At 46.9% G+C, this 18,705-nt stretch carries 17 protein-coding genes, 2 tRNA genes and 1 riboswitch; of the genes, 14 read left to right on the forward strand and 5 right to left on the reverse strand.

All coding sequences use genetic code 11. The features are described from left to right. Nucleotides 1-70: 70 nt before the first annotated feature. Entirely contained in the window at nucleotides 71-2,059 is a 1,989-nt protein-coding gene (locus DN92_RS05765; protein WP_173960350.1) for a DNA topoisomerase IV subunit B, read from the reverse strand. Between the two features lie 78 nt (nucleotides 2,060-2,137). Between DN92_RS05765 and DN92_RS05770 the strand changes: the two genes are divergently transcribed. The 8 genes from DN92_RS05770 (at nucleotide 2,138) to DN92_RS05805 (ending at nucleotide 9,840) form a co-directional block, all read left to right on the forward strand. Further along, a complete protein-coding gene (locus DN92_RS05770) occupies nucleotides 2,138-3,358 on the forward strand; it encodes a CaiB/BaiF CoA transferase family protein (protein WP_173960351.1) in 1,221 nt (406 codons plus the stop codon). Between the two features lie 67 nt (nucleotides 3,359-3,425). Continuing rightward, a tRNA-Arg gene (locus tag DN92_RS05775) sits at nucleotides 3,426-3,500 on the forward strand. A gap of 212 nt (nucleotides 3,501-3,712) precedes the next feature. Next, complete coding sequence (locus DN92_RS05780) at nucleotides 3,713-4,552, forward strand: NUDIX hydrolase (protein WP_173960352.1); 840 nt, start codon at nucleotides 3,713-3,715, stop codon at nucleotides 4,550-4,552. 73 nt (nucleotides 4,553-4,625) lie between these two features. Continuing rightward, nucleotides 4,626-4,732: riboswitch (TPP riboswitch) on the forward strand. Between the two features lie 33 nt (nucleotides 4,733-4,765). Continuing rightward, nucleotides 4,766-6,706: a phosphomethylpyrimidine synthase ThiC gene (thiC, locus tag DN92_RS05785; protein ID WP_415836364.1), complete on the forward strand. Its 1,941-nt coding sequence runs from the start codon at nucleotides 4,766-4,768 to the stop codon at nucleotides 6,704-6,706. Nucleotides 6,707-6,757: 51 nt separating this feature from the next. After that, complete coding sequence (locus DN92_RS05790) at nucleotides 6,758-7,861, forward strand: FAD-dependent oxidoreductase (protein ID WP_217426090.1); 1,104 nt, start codon at nucleotides 6,758-6,760, stop codon at nucleotides 7,859-7,861. Next, nucleotides 7,852-8,049 (forward strand): sulfur carrier protein ThiS, encoded by a 198-nt coding sequence (gene thiS, locus DN92_RS05795; RefSeq protein WP_173960354.1) that lies wholly within the window; start codon nucleotides 7,852-7,854, stop codon nucleotides 8,047-8,049. The genes DN92_RS05790 and thiS overlap by 10 nt, the downstream gene beginning before the upstream one ends. A gap of 32 nt (nucleotides 8,050-8,081) precedes the next feature. Then, the gene (locus DN92_RS05800) at nucleotides 8,082-8,900 is read left to right on the forward strand and encodes a thiazole synthase (protein ID WP_415836365.1); all 819 of its coding nucleotides are present in this window, start codon (nucleotides 8,082-8,084) and stop codon (nucleotides 8,898-8,900) included. Between the two features lie 13 nt (nucleotides 8,901-8,913). After that, on the forward strand, nucleotides 8,914-9,840 hold the full coding sequence (locus DN92_RS05805) for a thiamine phosphate synthase (protein WP_173960355.1): 927 nt from the start codon (nucleotides 8,914-8,916) through the stop codon (nucleotides 9,838-9,840). On the opposite strand, the gene thiD is transcribed toward DN92_RS05805, so the two are convergent. Then, entirely contained in the window at nucleotides 9,837-10,721 is an 885-nt protein-coding gene (gene thiD, locus DN92_RS05810; RefSeq protein ID WP_173960356.1) for a bifunctional hydroxymethylpyrimidine kinase/phosphomethylpyrimidine kinase, read from the reverse strand. The two genes, DN92_RS05805 and thiD, sit on opposite strands and share 4 nt — an antisense overlap. Nucleotides 10,722-10,742: 21 nt before the next feature. Here thiD and DN92_RS05815 point away from each other — a divergent pair. Together DN92_RS05815 and DN92_RS05820 are read left to right on the forward strand one after the other, a co-directional pair. Further along, nucleotides 10,743-10,817: transfer RNA gene (locus DN92_RS05815), tRNA-Asn, on the forward strand. Nucleotides 10,818-10,891: 74 nt separating this feature from the next. Next, nucleotides 10,892-12,243, forward strand: a protein-coding gene (locus tag DN92_RS05820; protein WP_437342745.1) for an IS3 family transposase whose coding sequence is annotated in 2 segments (ribosomal slippage) — nucleotides 10,892-11,354 and nucleotides 11,354-12,243 — 1,353 coding nt in all. Because the reading frame shifts where the segments join, the coding sequence is not laid out codon by codon here. Nucleotides 12,244-12,317: 74 nt separating this feature from the next. Here DN92_RS05820 and DN92_RS05825 read toward each other — a convergent pair. Beyond that, the gene (locus tag DN92_RS05825) at nucleotides 12,318-12,902 is read right to left on the reverse strand and encodes a hypothetical protein (RefSeq protein WP_173960357.1); all 585 of its coding nucleotides are present in this window, start codon (nucleotides 12,900-12,902) and stop codon (nucleotides 12,318-12,320) included. 223 nt (nucleotides 12,903-13,125) lie between these two features. Here DN92_RS05825 and DN92_RS05830 point away from each other — a divergent pair, with 223 nt between their 5' ends. The 3 genes from DN92_RS05830 to DN92_RS05840 are packed head-to-tail and all read left to right on the forward strand — an operon-like array spanning nucleotide 13,126 to nucleotide 15,905. Continuing rightward, entirely contained in the window at nucleotides 13,126-14,427 is a 1,302-nt protein-coding gene (locus DN92_RS05830) for a peptidase U32 family protein (RefSeq protein WP_173960358.1), read from the forward strand. A 22-nt stretch (nucleotides 14,428-14,449) separates the two neighbouring features. Then, nucleotides 14,450-14,989: a hypothetical protein gene (locus DN92_RS05835; RefSeq protein ID WP_173960359.1), complete on the forward strand. Its 540-nt coding sequence runs from the start codon at nucleotides 14,450-14,452 to the stop codon at nucleotides 14,987-14,989. Beyond that, nucleotides 14,961-15,905 carry a transporter gene (locus DN92_RS05840; protein WP_173960360.1) on the forward strand — a complete coding sequence of 315 codons (945 nt, stop codon included), beginning with the start codon at nucleotides 14,961-14,963 and terminating at the stop codon, nucleotides 15,903-15,905. Before DN92_RS05835 ends, DN92_RS05840 begins: the two co-directional genes overlap by 29 nt. A gap of 7 nt (nucleotides 15,906-15,912) precedes the next feature. Here the strand turns inward: DN92_RS05840 and DN92_RS05845 are convergent, their stop codons facing one another. Together DN92_RS05845 and DN92_RS05850 are read right to left on the reverse strand one after the other, a co-directional pair. Next, nucleotides 15,913-17,586, reverse strand: a complete 1,674-nt coding sequence (locus tag DN92_RS05845) for an AMP-binding protein (protein ID WP_173960361.1) — start codon at nucleotides 17,584-17,586, stop codon at nucleotides 15,913-15,915. Between the two features lie 21 nt (nucleotides 17,587-17,607). After that, on the reverse strand, nucleotides 17,608-18,171 hold the full coding sequence (locus DN92_RS05850; protein ID WP_173960362.1) for a phosphorylase family protein: 564 nt from the start codon (nucleotides 18,169-18,171) through the stop codon (nucleotides 17,608-17,610). Between the two features lie 11 nt (nucleotides 18,172-18,182). Between DN92_RS05850 and DN92_RS05855 the strand changes: the two genes are divergently transcribed. After that, nucleotides 18,183-18,701: an adenine phosphoribosyltransferase gene (locus DN92_RS05855; protein WP_173960363.1), complete on the forward strand. Its 519-nt coding sequence runs from the start codon at nucleotides 18,183-18,185 to the stop codon at nucleotides 18,699-18,701. Nucleotides 18,702-18,705 lie beyond the last annotated feature (4 nt).

Consider the following 18,705-nt stretch of genomic DNA (forward strand, 5'->3'; position numbering starts at 1 on the left):
TCAACTGACTCACCAGCAAATAGGTCTGCTTGGTCAGTCGTAGCATCACCTGGGGTTTTTTTGATCGCCATTAGATATCCGCCTCTACTTCGTTACCGCGCTCTTCCAACCAATCACGGCGTGCCCCCGATTCAGATTTACCCATCAGCATATCCATTGTTTTAATTGTTTCATCTTCCGTCCAAGTACCTAGCGTCACTGGTAATAAACGACGGGTATCTGGATTTAAGGTGGTATCCCATAGCTGCTCTGCACTCATCTCACCCAGGCCTTTAAAGCGGGAGATTTGCCAAGCAGATTCTTTAACACCATCTTTACGTAACTTATCTTCAATAGCTTGAAGTTCGTTGGCATCTAGGGCATAAATTTTTTGTGCGGGCTTTTTACCCCGTGCTGGTGCATCAACCCTAAATAATGGCGGACGTGAAATATGAATGTGGCCCAACTCAATTAACTTAGGAAAATGCTTGTAAAACAGGGTCAACAGTAGCACCTGAATATGCGCACCATCAACGTCCGCATCTGACAAAATGCAGACTTTACCGTAACGTAAGTTCGATAAATCGGGGCTGTCATTAGCGCCATGTGGATCCACACCAATTGCTACAGCAATATCATGCACTTCATTGTTAGCAAATAAGCGGTCGCGTTCAGCTTCCCAAGTATTTAGGACTTTGCCTCGCAAAGGCAAGATGGCTTGATATTCTTTATTGCGGCCCATCTTGGCAGAGCCACCTGCTGAATCACCCTCGACAAGGAAGATTTCATTGAGGCCAATATCTTCGCTTTCACAATCAGTTAGCTTTCCAGGTAGAACGGCTACACCAGAAGATTTTTTCTTTTCTACCTTCTGACCAGCGCGGGTTCTTGCCTGGGCTTGCTTGATGACTAAGTCAGCCAGTTTGCGGCCGTAATCTACGTGCTCATTTAGCCAAAGCTCTAATGCTGATTTTGCATATCCAGAAACTAAGCGCACTGCATCTCTAGAATTCAAACGCTCTTTAATTTGACCTTGGAACTGCGGATCTAATACCTTAGCGGACAATATGAATGAAGCACGAGCGAAGACATCTTCAGGCATTAACTTGACACCCTTTGGCTGCAAAGCATGCATCTCAATAAAACCTTTGACTGCGTTAAAGAGGCCTTCACGCAAACCGCTTTCATGGGTTCCGCCTGCAGGAGTCGGAATCAGGTTCACGTAGCTCTCGCGCACTGGCGCACCATCTTCGGTCCAGGTCACGACCCAAGCCGCACCCTCGCCTTCGGCAAAAGAATCGTCTTCACCATTCCCGGTGGCATATTGCTCACCCTCAAAAGGCGGAATGACTTCTGCGCCATGACCTGCATGAGCCATCGCTTCATTTAAATAGCCACGTAATCCTTGGGCGTATTGCCAAGTTTGGCTTTCACCAGACTTTTCTTGAATGAGCGTGACTTTAACGCCGGGTAGCAAAACTGCCTTAGAGCGCAGTAAACGAATGAGCTCTGGCATTGGTATACCCGGGCTATCAAAATACTTACCATCAGGCCATGCACGCACACGAGTGCCGTGTGATTTATCTTCTTTACCAGCAGCGCTGATCTTGAGTTTCTCGATTACCTTGCCATCAGCAAAGGTCAGAGTCGAGATTTGGCCTTCACGCCATACTGTGACCTCTAAACGTTTTGACAAGGCATTGGTGACGGATACGCCGACGCCATGTAAACCACCTGAGAAGGCGTATGCGCCACCGCTACCCTTTTCAAATTTTCCGCCAGCATGTAACTGGGTAAAGACGATTTCAACAACAGGTAATTTCTCGGTGGGATGCATTCCTACTGGAATACCGCGCCCATCATCCTCTACGCTCACACTACTATCGGCATGCAAAGTCACGATGATGTGCTTGCCAAATCCGCCTAAGGCCTCATCAGAAGCGTTATCCAACACCTCCTGAATGATGTGTAAGGGATTATCAGTTCGGGTGTACATTCCCGGCCGTTGACGGACGGGTTCAAGCCCTTTGAGGACTTGAATCGATGATTCGCTGTATTCGGAAGTTTTACGGGTAGCCATGCGCGCAAATTGTAGTCATGTCTGAGTCAAATCCAGAATTTTCCTGAATTACCCCTCTATTCATGCCAAAATCTAGGAATGGGAGCCTTAAGTCATATTCGCGTTTTAGACCTCAGCCGTGTTCTTGCCGGCCCGTGGTGCGCACAAAATCTTGCCGATCTCGGCGCCGATGTCATCAAAGTGGAGCGACCAGGTGTTGGAGATGACACTCGTCATTGGGGCCCTCCCTTTGTGAAAGATGCTCAAGGCAATGAAACTGCAGAAACGGCATATTTCATCTGCATTAATCGCAATAAGCGCTCTATTACGGTCGATATCAGCAAGCCAGAAGGCCAAGAAATCATTCGTCAGCTCGCTAAAGAGTCTGATGTGGTGATTGAAAACTACAAAGTCGGGGATTTGGCCAAATACGGCCTAGATTATGAAAGCCTGAAAGGGCTCAAGCCAGACCTGATTTATTGCTCCATTACGGGTTTTGGACAAAACGGGCCGTATGCCCAACGTCCCGGATATGATTTCATCATCCAGGGAATGGGTGGTTTTATGAGTGTTACCGGAGAAGCGGACGACTTTCCGGGCGCTAGCCCCCAAAAAGCTGGTGTCGCTATAGCGGATATCTTCACTGGCATGTATGCCAGCACAGCTATCTTGGCTGCAGTAATACATCGGGACCAAACTGGTCAGGGTCAATATATTGATATGGCCCTACTAGATACTCAAATTGCGGTCATGGCTAATGTTTCTAGCGCCTACCTATGCTCTGATAAGGTGCCTCGTCGCTGGGGTAATGCCTCGCCCATTATTGTTCCCTATCAAACCTTTCCCACCGCAGATGGCTGGATGATTGTGGCGGTTGGTAATGACGGTCAATTTAAGCACTTTGTCACAGCGGGTGGCGAAGCTCACTTGGCACAAAACCCCCTCTTCATCAATAACCCTTTGCGCGTTGAAAATCGTAAATCATTGGTTCCGTTATTAGAAGTGATGACCCGTCGAAAAACGAAAGCTGAATGGATTGCCCTTTTGGAATCAGCCAATGTACCTTGCGGTCCAATCAATAACTTTGAAGAAGTCTTCGATAATGAACAGGTGAAAGCGCGAGGCGTTCAAGTTGAAGTTCCTCACCCAACCGCAGGCACTATGAAATTAGTTGCCAGTCCAATGAGGCTATCTGAGACCCCAGTAGATATTCGTCTTGCGCCTCCAACCCTTGGGCAGCATACCGATCAGATTTTGCGGGAGCGATTAAAGCTCGATCCTGAGACAATTGCCGCATTACAAGAAAAAGGCATCATCTAACTCCTAACAAGCGCTTGTAATGCTGATCATGACGCCGATGCAGTCATTGCAGTAATTTCCAGAACTTCTCGCCGTAGCACAATGGATAGTGCACATGCCTCCTAAGCGTGGGATACAGGTTCGATTCCTGTCGGCGGGACCACTCCTTAATAAAAAACTTATCCACAGCCCATGTGGATAAATCTCTAAAAGTTTTCGTAAGTCTCAGATTTGTATGGAGCGACCTAGATTGCTTAAATTATGTGCATCTGTCTCTGATAATAAAATCAGAAAAGATCTGTTGACAATTCAAATTTGCTTATGAATTTAAAGGCAGATTTTTTAAAAGTTGGCAATTTCTCTTACACTGAAGCCATGCATAAGATCACTACTAGCACCATCGCAGCTCTCGAGGAGATGCTCCAAAACTCAGCACGGCCAGCCCCGCAGGACTTTTTACCCATTTACTTTTTAGGTGGCGCTACAGTGAGGCTAGTTATTGGGCACCTAAACCCGGATTTCGCTCCTTATTTACTGGAATCCTTGGCTAAAAACCCGATTGCTCATGTAGAAATGGGTCATGATCAAATGACTATCGGTCGCGCAAGGCCCCTAGCACTCTCAGGGAGTCTGGCGAAATTAGCCGATCGGATGCACCAAGGCGGGTTCATTCCTGGCTGGCGAAAAGAGGATTTTGCGTGGATTGACGAAAATGGTCATGAATACTTCCGTTTAGAACGTTCAGCCTTCCGGACTTTTGGCTTTCGTAGCATGGCAACCCATATCAACGGCTATACCAAGGCCGGCAACCTCTGGCTTGGACGCCGGAGCGAAACCAAGGCTACTGACCCTGGTCGCTTAGATAACCTGGCGGCAGGCGGGATTGGAGCTGATGAAACACCGTGGGTGAACGCCCGACGTGAACTTTGGGAAGAAGCGGGTGTTCCTCCCCAGATTTCTGATCAAATCGAGCCGATCGGTCGTATTCATATGCGCCGCCCCATTCCGGGACGGGGTTTTCATGATGAGCAGCTCTATATCTATGATTTAGAGCTTGCCGAAAACTTTGTACCCACCAACCATGATGGCGAAGTCAGTAGTTTTATTGAAATCTCACTTTCTGAGGCTGCAGCGCGCATTTTGGCCGATGAATTCACAGGCGATGCTGCCTTTGTAACGGCCGATTTCATTTTGCGCAATACCAAGGCCAGCTGAGTTTGACCGACTAAGCTGGTAACTTGATTTTGATCATCCATGCCAGAACTAATTCGTGGTTAAATGTGTCTTAAGGATGAAACAGGGGTGCCCTCCAGCGTTGTTTGCTACGAGGAGCTGAGAAAGACCCTATAACCCGATCCAGGTAATGCTGGCGTGGGGAGTTTTTATCAGACCGTCACCCGGTTTCGTCCATCTAAATTAAGTCAGGAGATGGACATGAGTGCGAACAATAAAACAAAACAAGAGATTCCAAGTTTAAAGAGCTTGGAGCGCGATTTCGGCCAGAAATTTGCCTACCCAGCGTCTACGAAAACCTATCTAGAGGGATCACGCCCAGATATCAAGGCGCCGATTCGAATGATTGAACAGCTATCGACGCGCGTTGGTGAAGAGATGGTGGCCAATCCCCCTATTCCTGTTTATGACACCTCTGGTCCTTATAGCGATCCTGAAGTGTTAATTAATCTTGAAAAAGGTTTGCCTTTATTGCGCAAAAATTGGATCGAAGAGCGTGGCGATACTGATCAACTAACAGGCCCCTCTTCTGAGTATGGGGTTGCTCGGTCCATCGATGAGGCAACACAAAGCTTGCGTTTTGCCCACATCAATCCCCCGCGCGTTGCGAGAGCCGGTAATAACGTAAGCCAGATGCATTACGCCCGCAAAGGAATCATTACCCCTGAGATGGAGTATGTTGCTTTGCGTGAGTCCATGGGCCTTGAGCAATTACGTAAGAATCCGGAATACAAGCAATTACTTAAGCAACATGCCGGCAAGAGCTATGGCGCCAACCTACCAGACATCGTTACTGGTGAATTCGTGCGCTCAGAAATCGCAGCTGGTCGCGCAATCATTCCGGCAAACATTAATCATCCAGAACTAGAGCCAATGATTATTGGCCGCAATTTCAGGGTAAAGATTAACGGTAATTTGGGTAATTCTGCTGTGACTTCCTCGATCAATGAAGAGGTCGAGAAGATGGTGTGGTCCATACGTTGGGGTGCAGACACCATCATGGATCTGTCTACCGGCAAACACATTCATGAGACTCGTGAGTGGATCATTCGTAACTCTCCAGTTCCTATTGGTACAGTTCCGATTTATCAGGCATTAGATAAAACTGGTGGTATCGCTGAGGACCTGACTTGGGAAATGTTCCGTGACACCTTAGTTGAGCAAGCTGAGCAGGGCGTGGACTATTTCACAATTCATGCGGGTGTATTGCTGCGTTATGTTCCATTAACAGCAGATCGTATTACCGGCATTGTCTCTCGCGGCGGATCTATCATGGCCAAGTGGTGCTTAGCCCACCATAAAGAAAACTTCCTTTATACGAAGTTTGATGAAATTTGCGAAATCATGAAAGCCTATGACGTGTCATTTAGTCTAGGCGATGGTTTGCGTCCAGGCTGTATTGCCGACTCCAATGATGCAGCGCAGTTTGGTGAGCTCCATACCCTCGGTGAATTAACTGCTAAGGCCTGGAAGCATGATGTTCAAGTCATGATTGAAGGCCCTGGTCATGTTCCAATGCAGCGCATTGAAGAGAATATGACAGAGGAGTTAAAGCACTGCTTAGAGGCGCCTTTTTACACTCTCGGACCACTCATTACCGATATCGCTCCAGGTTACGATCACATCACTAGCGGTATTGGTGCTGCGCAAATCGGTTGGTACGGCACAGCGATGCTCTGCTATGTCACACCAAAAGAGCATTTAGGTTTACCCGATAAAGAAGATGTCCGCACTGGCATCATTACTTACAAGATTGCAGCGCATGGCGCAGACTTGGCTAAAGGTTTGCCGGGTGCTCAGGTGCGAGATAACGCCTTATCGAAAGCGCGTTTTGAGTTCCGCTGGGAAGATCAATTTAATCTAGGCTTAGATCCAGAGCGTGCCCGTGAATACCACGATGCCACCTTACCTGCTGAAGGCGCAAAGATTGCACACTTCTGCTCGATGTGTGGTCCGAAGTTCTGCTCTATGAAGATCACTCAAGAAGTGCGTGATTACGCGGCAACATTAGATGCAGACGGCAATCCAAAAGCGAAAGTCATTCCGATCACCGCAGAGGCAGCTAGCGATCCTGCAAAAGGTATGGAAGAAATGTCAGCAGAGTTTCGTAAGCGCGGTAGCGAGATTTATCAGTAAGTGAACAACGTATTCTCAAGCGGTAAGTACGCCATCGTTGGCGCCGGCCTCATGGGCCGGCTGCTGGCGGTCGCACTTGCTAAGCGCGGTGCTCAGGTAGAGTTGTTTGAGAAAGGTAGCTCTGATGCTTCGGGTTCTGCTGCCCGCATTGCTGCTGCGATGTTAGCCCCGCTCGCCGAATCAGCCATTACTGAAGATAACGTTGTGCGCATGGGTGTCCATAGCCTTCCGCGCTGGAAGCAGCTGATTAATGAGTTGGCTAAGCCAGTCTTCTTTCAGCAAGATGGCACCCTGATTTTGTGGCATCGGCAGGATGCGAGTGATGCGGAACGCTTTGCCTCTCACCTAGAGAGAAATTGCGATCGCAATACAGCCTTATCCAGACCATTACATTTGGATAGTCAGTCTTTAGAGAAGATTCAGCCTGGTATTGCCGATCGATTTGCGCAGGGACTTTACCTTCCCAATGAGGGCCAGTTAGATAATCGTCAATTATTGGAGGCCTTGTTAGTCGAATTAACACTGATGAAGGTTCCTTGCCATTGGCAACAATCTGCTAATCCAGAGCAACTTCGTAAAGATGCAAATGGCTTCAATTGGGTTATTGATTGTCGCGGGCTTGGCGCAAAGAACTCTTGGAAACATTCCGGCGATGCTTCCAAAGATTTGCGTGGCGTACGTGGTGAAGTGATTCGTCTGTATGCCCCAGAAGTAAAACTGTGTCGCCCCACTCGTTTGATTCATCCACGCTATCCAATTTATATTGCGCCTAAAGAAGACGATGTCTATGTTGTTGGCGCTACCGAGATTGAATCGGAAGATCTATCCCCAATGAGCGTGCGATCTGCCATGGAACTACTCAGCGCCACCTATACCGTCCATAGCGGATTTGCTGAAGCGCGTATTTTGGAAATGGCTACGCAATGTCGCCCTACGCTCAAAGATAACCTTCCCGAAATTGCCATCGATCGCAGCTCAAGTAGTGCTGACCTCATGATGATTAATGGGCTGTATCGACATGGCTTCATGATCTCACCAGCTATTCTGGATTGCGCTCTTGAACTTCTCAGTGAAGGCACTAGCGCTACGGCGATGAGCTTAGGTTTGCAGGTGACAGCCGCTAACACTCATCAGGAGATGAGCGCATGCGCGTAATCGTTAATCAGATTGCAAAAGAAGTTTCTGACGGTAGCACTATTGATGATGTTCTCTTGCTCATCGATGCAAAGCCGCCTTTTGCTGTCGCAATTAATTATGAATTCGTCCCGAAGACTCGCCATGCCGAAGAAGTTTTGCGTGAGGGCGATGAGATGGAAGTGATTTCACCAGTCACTGGTGGCTGATTTACAGAGATCTTTATAAGTAATTTATTAACATGACTGCTCCCTTAGCCATCCCAACGAATACATCAGATCCCTTGGTACTGTATGGTGAAACTTTTGCTAGCCGTTTATTGCTAGGTACATCACGCTACCCTTCCCCACAAGTTCTGGAGAATGCCGTTAAGCAATCGAACCCCGGCATGATTACTGTGAGCTTGCGCAGACAAGGCACCTCAACCACTGAAGCCCATTCGGGATTTTGGGAGCTACTCAAGAAGATGGCTGTCCCTGTCTTGCCCAACACTGCTGGCTGTCATAGCCCCAAAGAAGTCATTACGACTGCACAAATGGCGCGTGAAGTATTTGAAACACATTGGATTAAGTTAGAACTGATTGGTGATGACTACACCTTGCAGCCCGATACTCTGCGTTTAGTCTCTACAGCGGAAACATTAATCAAAGATGGATTCAAGGTCTTACCTTACTGCACCGAAGATCTGATTTTGTGTCAGCGTTTGGTCGATGTGGGATGCCAGGCAGTGATGCCGTGGGCTGCCCCCATTGGCACAGGTCAGGGCCCTTTAAATCCATATGCATTGAAACTGTTGCGTGATCGCCTAAAAGTTCCGTTATTAGTTGATGCTGGCTTAGGCCTACCATCTCATGCCTGCAGCGTGATGGAGTGGGGTTTTGATGGCGTACTGTTAAATACTGCGGTTGCGCTAGCTGATGATCCCGTTGCCATGGCCAATGCTTTTGCATTGTCAGTGAGTGCTGGTCGTACCGCTTATCTTTCAGGCGCTATGAAAGCCCAGCAATCTGCTCAAGCAAGTACTCCTTTGGTTGGTACGCCTTTCTGGCATCAAAGCTAATAAAGAAATATTCATGAGCTTAGTGCGAGACCTTGCAGATCAAATTATTGCCGCCCACAGTGCGGATGATTTATGCCTGCCGATTCCAGCGTACAGTATGTCATCGCCACCACCTAAAATTGATAATGAGCATGCAGCCGACCACTACGAACTTGCGGGAATGGTTGCCGCGATTACGATGGGCTTTATCGAGAACGATGCCAAAGTATTAGGCAAAGCCTGGTCGCGGATGGTGCATCAAGATGGTGGCTTTAATCCCTTTAAATGGCCCTCAAGGCCTGAGCATTTCGATCTCCTGCCGTGGACTCGGAATATGAATCCCAATGCCTTCGCGGAATGTCCAAAGCGTTTAGGTTTGTATGCCGTGATGCCCGATGCCGATTGGGTTAAACGCATGGTTGAGGCTGAAGTACCGACAGTGCAATTGCGATTAAAGTCTTCAGATCGACAACTGATACGCCAGCAGATTTCAGAATCAGTGAATGCGGTTAAAGGCAGCAAGACCCTTCTGTTTATTAATGATTTTTGGCAGGAAGCCATTGAAGCTGAAGCTTACGGCATTCACCTAGGACAGGAAGATTTAGAGACGGCAGATTTGGATGCCATTCGATCTGCAGGTCTACGTCTAGGTTTGAGTACCCATGGCTATGCGGAGATGGTGCTTGCAGATCGTTTTTGCCCTAGCTACATCGCTATGGGCGCGGTTTTTCCAACCAATCTCAAAAAGATGGCTACTGCCCCACAGGGCTTAGGGCGCCTCTATCAATATGCCAAACTGATGGGTCACTATCCTTTAGTTGCTATTGGCGGCATCGACGAAAGCAGCATTCATGCGGTGGCACAAAGTGGCGTTGGCTCAGTGGCGGTGGTGAGAGCTATTAATGGGGCAAGCGATCCGAAGGCGGCAGTGAAGCATCTTCAAGAATTGATGAAAACTTAATATTGACTTTCCTCGCCCGGCAATGCTGTTGGGTAAAAATCATGCATGTGCCACAAAGGTCCTGGACCTTGTCCGATATTCAAGAAACGTCCCGCTTCTAAGCCAGCCTCTACATAAGAAATACCTTTAGCAACAGCATGCGCAAGATCATGACCATCAGCTAAATAAGTCGCAATGGCTGAGGCTAATGAACATCCTGTGCCATGGGTATTGGAGGTATTTACGCGATAGTGCTTGAACTCTTTTGATTGAACTACTTCCAATCCATCTTCAATGGTTTTCCACATCAGGAAATCCGTGAGTTGGGTATGAGTAGCATCTAAATGACCACCCTTAATTAAGACAGCTTGCGGGCCCATATCGAGCAACTCTTGAGCGGCTAGCTTGAAATCTTCTGGCCCAGTAATTTCACGGCCCAACAGCAAGGAGGTCTCCTCTAAATTGGGGGTAACGAGAGTTGCCATCGGAAATAAATCCGCAATCATGGCTTGAGCAGTGTCATCCCCGCCAAGACTGGCACCCGAAGTTGCTCTTAATACGGGGTCCAAGATGATTCGCTTAGCTCCATGGCGTTTGAGGGCTTTTGCAACTATGCGGACAATTTCTGGGCTAGCCAACATGCCAATCTTGACGATATCCACACCAATGTCTAGAAACACAGCATCGATCTGGGCCTCGACCACATCTAGGTCAATATCCTGAATACGACTGACCCCTAAGGTGTTCTGGGCCGTGATGGCCGTGATAACTGACATGCCATATCCACCAAGGGCCGCGATGACTTTGAGGTCCGCCTGAATGCCAGCGCCACCCCCACTATCGGACCCGGCAATGGTCAATACTTTGGGGATCTGCACAGAACTGGGAGTAGATGATTTCATCTTGCTATAATATCGGCTTATTCCTCGATAGCTCAGCGGTAGAGCAGCAGACTGTTAATCTGTTGGTCCGTGGTTCGATCCCACGTCGAGGAGCCAGATACAAGAAAACCACCTTTTTGAACTGACCCCCAAAAGTTGGACGTTATGTCCAACCAAGGGGGTTTTGTTTTATGAGCAAGTACAGCAAGCAGTTCAAGCTAAAGGTAGTTAAAGAGTTTCTAAAGTCAGGTGGTCTTAAGCGGGTAAGTCACTTATTTGAGATTAGTCACTCAGATGTCCGCAAATGGGCTTTAGCCTATCAAGCACGTGGCCATAGTGGTCTTAATCCTAGCTACCAACGCCACTCCCCGCAGTTCAAAGTACAGGTTCTAGAGTACATGGCACAGTATCAGATATCAGCTAGGCCAGCTGCTGCCCACTTTGGGATTGGTAGTATGACCACCATTTTGCAATGGCAAAAACTCTACAATGAAGGCGGTATTACAGCCCTTGCCAATCGACAGAGAGGACAACCGCCGATGTCCCAATTTAATATCAAAGCATTACTCAAAAAGCCTATCTCGGAGCTCACGCCGGCAGAGTTGCGAAGACGTTTGGGGTATGCCGAAGCACAGGCTGCCTACCTAAAAAAGTTAGAAGCCTTAGCTCAGAGCAAAGCAGTAAAAGAGAACAAGCCCAAGTAATTACTGAGCTAAGGCCGCATTACCGTTTACCAGACTTACTACTCATCGCCAAGATGGCTAAAAGCGTTTACTACTACTGGCGGGCAGCCAGTAGTAAAGCTGATCCTTATCAGGGGGCTAAAGAGCATATCACCCAGATCTTTAATGCCCATCGGGGTCGCTATGGCTATCGGCGGGTACATTTAGAGCTGCGTAATCAACAGCAATACCTAAACCACAAGACCGTGCAAAAGCTGATGGGCCAACTAGGACTGAAGTCCCTTGTGAGGCCCAAGCGCTATCAGTCTTATAAGGGGTCTGTGGGTAAGGCAGCCCCTAACTTGTTAGAGCGCAACTTTATAGCTAAAGCACCCAATCAAAAGTGGGTGACTGATGTGACTGAGTTCAATATCAAGGGCGAGCGAGTTTATCTCTCACCCATCCTGGATCTATATAACCAAGAGATCATCTCCTATGAGATTGCTGATCGACCACAGATTAGCTCAGTAATGCAGATGCTAAAGAGCGCCTTCAAACGACTCAAGAATGAAGACAGGCCAGTATTGCACTCAGACCAGGGCTGGCAATACCAAATGGGGCTGTATCAACAGGCCCTACACCAGCAAGGCATTACTCAAAGCATGTCTAGAAAAGGTAACTGCTTAGATAACGCAGTGATGGAAAACTGGTTCGGGATTATGAAAACAGAGTTCTTCTATCGGAGAAGGTTTGAAAGTATCGAATCATTTAAAACAGAACTTAAAGAATATATCCATTACTACAACCATGATCGAATCAAACAAAAACTAAAGGGATTAAGCCCGGTGAAATACCGAACTCAATCCCTCGTGCTAACCTAACTAAACTGTCCAACTACTGGGGGTCAGTTCATTTTGGTGGTTTTTTCTTTTGCGACACGGGTAAGCAAATGGGCTTAGATCAAACCCTTCTTTTTTAGATTAGCAAGGCGGTTATTAAGGGTTTTAATGGTGAGAAGATTGTGTTTATCACCCTCCGTCCAAGCGCTCCCTCTCCATTCAATACCTTCTGGTGTGACATTGACAAATGGCTCTCTACCCTCTTTTGCGTAAGCCTCTAGGATCGTAATCAATGCAGGGCGATCATCTGATCCACCCGCATCTTTTATTGCATCCAAAATTGGCTTGGTGATCGTATCGCCATAAGTCACCTTGGAGTCTGGGTGCTTTGCTGCTACCGGCTCATCAAAGATGTACTCGTGAGGCCACTCAAAGACATTTCTGGCTGAATTTTTTACTGACTCGGGGCTCACTGAGCCGCTATCAGGATTTTTAGGATCAATAGGAAGATTTAATTCCACAATCCAAGCCTCGAATTCTGCAATACGGGCGTAGCGTTTTTCTTCACTATCGCGCTTCTGCTCTTCCTGTGACAACAGCAAAGTAACCCATGCCCAGGCAATATCTTTGGGTAGTGCAAACTCCTGAGCCAAAATACCGCTGGCTTTTTTTAAGATTGGCTTGGATGTCAGTTTTGTCATTATTTGCTTTCTGCACTCACGAATAAGTGCCTTTAATTTGGGGTGGCAAGCTTCAGAGAAGTCTTTCAATTTATTAATGCAATGCTCGCCTAGACCCCGTAGGATACTCTTGATTGACCTGTAGTTTGCTTGTTGGATACTCAAAAACCTATGCCAAAGCAGCTTTGGGGCTTGGCAGTGGCAAATATTGAGCAAGATCACCTGTATTCACTAAAATATCTAAATGATTAAGATTCCAGAACTTCTAGCCCCTGCAGGTAGCCTATCCATGCTGCGTACCGCCTTTGACTTTGGTGCCGATGCCATTTATGCAGGACAGCCACGCTATTCCCTTCGAGTGCGCAATAACGACTTCGGCAAGATGGAGACCTTGAAGGAAGGTATCGATACTGCCCATGCACTAGGCAAGAAGTTTTTCTTAGTTTCGAACCTCCTTCCCCATGGTGGCAAGACACGCACCTATATTAAGGATATGGATCCAGTGATTGCATTGAAACCCGATGCGATCATCATGTCTGACCCAGGCCTCATCATGATGGCAAGAGAAGCTTGGCCAGATATGCCAATTCATTTGTCAGTGCAAGCTAATACCGTTAATGGTGCATCCGCTAAATTTTGGCGCTCTGTTGGTATTAGTAGAGTCATTTTGTCGCGTGAATTGTCCTTTGATGAAATTGAAGAAGTTCGTCAAGACTGCCCTGAAATGGAATTAGAGGTATTTGTACACGGCGCTTTATGCATAGCCTACTCGGGTCGTTGCTTGCTCTCTGGCTATATGTCCCACCGGGACTCGAACCAAGGAGCCTGCACCAATGCCTGTCGTTGGGATTACAAAGTCAAACCCGGTCAACAAAATACCAGCGGTGATGTAGTTCTTCTTCAGGAAGCACGTCGCCCAGATGATTTGATGCCGATGGAAGAAGATGAGCATGGCACTTACATCATGAACTCAAAAGATTTGCGTGCGATTGAGCATATTGAGCGCTTGACCAAAATGGGTGTAGATTCATTCAAGATCGAGGGGCGCACAAAGTCACCCTATTACGTTTCTCGTACTTGCCAAGCTTATCGCACGGCAATTGACGATGCATTAGCTGGTCGTCCCATGAATATGTCCCTCATTGGTAATTTAGAAGGTCTTGCGAATCGAGGCTATACCGATGGCTTTTATGAGCGTCATCACGACAAAGAATATCAACTCTATATGCGTGGCCACTCTTTATCCGGCAGAAGTCTGTACGTTGGGGAAACCTTAGAAATTGATGAGACGACAGGCCGCGTCAAGGTAGACGTAAAGAATCGCTTTTCAATTGGCGATAAGTTGGAAATCATTGAACCCGAAGGTAATCAGGATATGGTCTTAGATGCCATGTGGAATCTCGAAGGGGAATCCATCACTATTGCCCCTGGATCAGGTCACTTTGTTTGGATTCAATTACCGCTTAAGAGTAAGCATGCATTTATTGCGCGCTATACCAATGAACCAGCTCCTGTTGAAGCGGCAAGCTCTTGCAGCAACTGCTAAATAAAAATAATAGAAGGCTTTCATGACAGCAACCCCTCCACACTTAATTCCAGCGCACAATCTTAAGGAAAAGTTAAAGGAAGAGTTTATAAAAGCATTTCAGCTAACCATTTATTTTGGAATTTGGTTTTGCGCACTTGCTTTTTTAGCAGCAACGTTACTAGATGAGAGGCCGATTCCCTTATCTATCTTTGGCTTTGCTTTATTTAAAGCGGCTATTTGTGCCAAGTTTATGTTGATTGCACAGGCAGCCTACCCCATTAAAGTCGATCGAAGGTATGGCATCGTCAGCTCCTTACTCCTGGAATCCATGGTTTATCTCCTAGTTGTCCTTGGCCTCAATTATTTAGAAGCCGGCGTTCGCGGATTAATTCATGGAAAAGAATTCCTGATATCGATGACTGATTTTAGTCAATCAAATCCGTTGCGAGTAGTAGCTATGGCCATTGTCTATTGGTTGATTGTCTGGCCCTATTTATTGTTGTCTGGTTTTAAATTGGCTATTGGTAGTACAGCGACTATAGAGATACTGTTTGGCAAAAAATCTCCGCCCAATAAATAAAGTGTTAAATCGCCTCAAGCGATCGTCGCGTTCTGTCAATAGAGCCTCAATAGTCGTTAGCCTATTTCTTGGATTGCTAGTCCAGTCGATATCGCCTTCGTATGCCCAAGAAATCGAGGCACGTACCTATTCCAATGCGCCAATCGGCATTAACTTTCTGAGTGCCGGAGTAGTACAAGCAAAAACAAACAACTACAGCTTAACTAGTGAAGTGATGAGTCTGACGCACATCTTTGATGCCGGCGGTCAATCCGGCAAGATTACTCTGGTTCTTCCATACGCTCGATTCAATGGCTCAAAGAATGTGAATGGGAGAAGTGTGAATGCCAGTACCGAAGGCTTGTCTGACCCGGTGATTAAGGCCGCGGTTAATCTTTACGGCGCTCCTGCATTATCACTTGACCAATTTAAGAGCTATCAACAAGACCTCATTGTCGGTGTCAGTCTGGCCGCATCAGTACCTTGGGGAAAATATGATGACAATCAGCTCATTAATGTGGGTGCAAATCGATGGTTTGTACAGCCGGGACTTGGGGTATCCAAGGCTTTAGGTCCATGGAGATTGGAGTTGGCTGGTGCGGGGATTTTTTATACCAGTAACACTGACTTTATGGATGGCAACTCTTTATCTCAAAACCCGGTCTACTCAACACAGACTCATGCAATTTATTATTTTCAAAATACGGCATGGATCTCAATGGATGCGACGTACTTCACTGGCGGGCAGTCTTACTTAAACGGCAAGCCCATTAGTAATAGTCAAGAAAACTGGCGCTTTGGCAGCACAATGTCTTACCCTGTCAATAAGCGTAACTCGATTAGGTTATCGGCCAGTACTGGTGTGTACTCACGAACCAATAATAGCTACGACTTATATGGTATTTCTTGGCAATATCGCTTTGGCGGCGGTCTGTAATCGTTGATTAATCTCGCAGATGGCGGCGAAGAATTTTGCCAACATTGGATTTTGGCATTTCATCAATAAAGGTAATTTTTCGAGGGCGCTTATAACTACTCATCTGCTCTTTGCAGTACTGAATTACCTGCGCTTCAGTTAACTCGGGATTATCTTTGACGATATAGGCCCTCACGATTTCACCCAACTTGCGGTGAGGCAATCCGATCACAGCGCACTCGCTTACACCGGGCATCATTGAGATCACTTCCTCGATTTCATTGGGAAACACTTTAAAGCCAGCCACCACAATCATGTCTTTCTTACGATCCACAATGTGTACATAGCCATCTGCACTCATGATGCCGATATCGCCAGACTTAAAATATCCCTCAGGGGTAAAAAATTGCTCAGTCTCTTCTAATCGATTCCAATAACCTGCCATGACTTGCGGGCCTTTAATACAAATTTCTCCAGGGCTTCCAAATGGAACTTCGACCCCTTCATCATCTAATATCAATACATCAGTGCTTGGGACTGGCATACCAATCGAGCCCGTAAATTCTTTTACAAACGGCGTATTCACGCAGACTACCGGTGAGGTTTCTGAGAGACCATAACCCTGTGCAATCGGCACTCCCATCATTTTTTGCCAAAGATCAGCGGTTTTCTTAAGTACCGCCATACCACCGCCAATAGTGACTAACAAGTTAGGCAATTGAACCGCCTTAAATTCAGGGCGATGAATAAGCGCATGAAATAAAGTATTCACGCCTGGGAAAATATTAATATCAGGATACTTCATCAACAATTTGATGAAGCCAGAAATATCGCGCGGATTGGCAACCAAAATTAACTTAGCACCCTTGCGCATTCCCAGTAATCCACAAGCAGTAAGGGCAAATATATGGGTCATCGGTAAGGCGCACAAGAAAACGAGTTGCTGTTGATGACGATGTTGTAGGGCGGGCTCCAACCAACACTCGATTTGGATAATATTGGCCAATATATTTCGGTGCAGCAAAACTGCGCCTTTAGAGACACCAGTAGTTCCGCCGGTATATTGCAAAAAGGCAATGTCATCTAAGCCCAGCTTTTGCTTGGTAAAGCCGTGCCCCAAACCGATTTTAAGAGCCTGATTGAATTTGATGCACGGAAAGCGCCACTGCGGGACCAGTTTTTTAATGTGTCGGGCAATCAGATTGATGATCACGCCTTTAGGCCCCAAGACTTCACCTACGCTGCTCACAATCACTTTTTTTACTAGTAACTGGTCAGCTATTTCCTGATACACATGGGCAAAGTTTTCTAATATGACCAATACAGATGCACCGCTATCACGCAATTGATGCTCTAACTCGCGCGCTGTATATAGTGGATTGACATTCACAACAACAAAGCCGGCGCGAAGGGTGCCCAACATCGCAATAAAGTACTGCGGAACATTGGGAAACATAATAGCGATACGTGCACCCGCATCAAGGCCCAAGGTTTGAAGATAGGCGGCAAAGTCTTGCGAAAGCATGTCGAGCTGGCAATAGCTCATGGCATGACCCATGGATACTATCGCGATGCGATCCGGATACTTCCTTAAGGACTCCTCCAATAGCTCTACGATGGAAGAGTGACTCCCTAAATCAATCTCATGCGGCACTCCCGCAAGATAGTTTTTCAGCCAAGGTTTTTGTGGATTGATCTGCATTGATAGTTAGAGAGCTTAGGCTTAAGGACCCATCAGCTCTTTGAGTTTTTCTAAATAAAGTTCCTGCCCATGATTTACTCGATGCTGCCATTCATTTCCTGAGTCTGCATTTGCATCATCGGTGACGTATTTAAATGACTGCCACGGAATATCAAATTGATAAGCAATATTAGCGATCGCAAATAGTTCCATATCCACTACATCAATACCTTGAGAGGCTAGCCAGGGGTCATGCGCAGTAACAAAGCTATCGCCAGTCCCGCAAATATGTTCACCACTAGAGGATAGGTATGCTGAAGGCTTAGAACAAAAAGGGGTTTGCCCACGCGGTGCTAGGGGCAAGGTCATCATATCTCGCTGAATCACTTTGCCAATCTCCAGCAATCCCTGTAAAGCGGGATTAATTTTTCCGACGGTGCCAAAGTTCACGATGCGTTTGGGCTCAAACTGATGGATAGCCTGAATACTCGCTGCAGTTGCGTTGATCTTGCCAACCCCGGAATACACAATATCGACACCCGCCGGTAATAGGCTTTTATTAAGCTCAGACTCTAATGCGGTAATAATCAGTAAATGTGTTTTCATATTAGCCAAAAATGAATTTATTAGATTATCTACCCGGAGTGCCCGACTTTCCTCGGCCAGGAATCCTATTTAGGGATATCTCCCCTCTTTTAGCCCATCCCGCTGCATTTAAGGAGGCAATTTTGCAGCTTGAGGCTTTAGCCCGAGAGTTTGACTATAGCCATATCCTGGGCATTGAATCCCGTGGATTTATCTTTGGCAGCGCCCTAGCCCACCAAACTCACAAAGGGTTTGCTCTAGCACGCAAACCCAACAAGCTGCCCCTGGCTAGCCATCGCGAATCTTATGGCCTTGAGTACGGCTCTGATTCTCTTGAAATTCAGCAATCTACTCTGCCCCAGGGAGTACGGGTGCTGATAGTGGATGATGTCTTAGCGACCGGTGGAACCATCATTGCAGCTAGCCAATTACTCCAAAAAGCAGGATTTGAAGTAGCTGGTGCTTTAACGTTATTAGAAATTACAGGCCTCAATGGCGGTGCGACCCTAAATCAAAAGGGGATTGCCAATAGGACTGTCTTAGTCGCCTAGTCCG

Source organism: Polynucleobacter arcticus, assembly GCF_013307205.1.
GTDB classification, from domain to species: Bacteria; Pseudomonadota; Gammaproteobacteria; order Burkholderiales; family Burkholderiaceae; genus Polynucleobacter; species Polynucleobacter arcticus.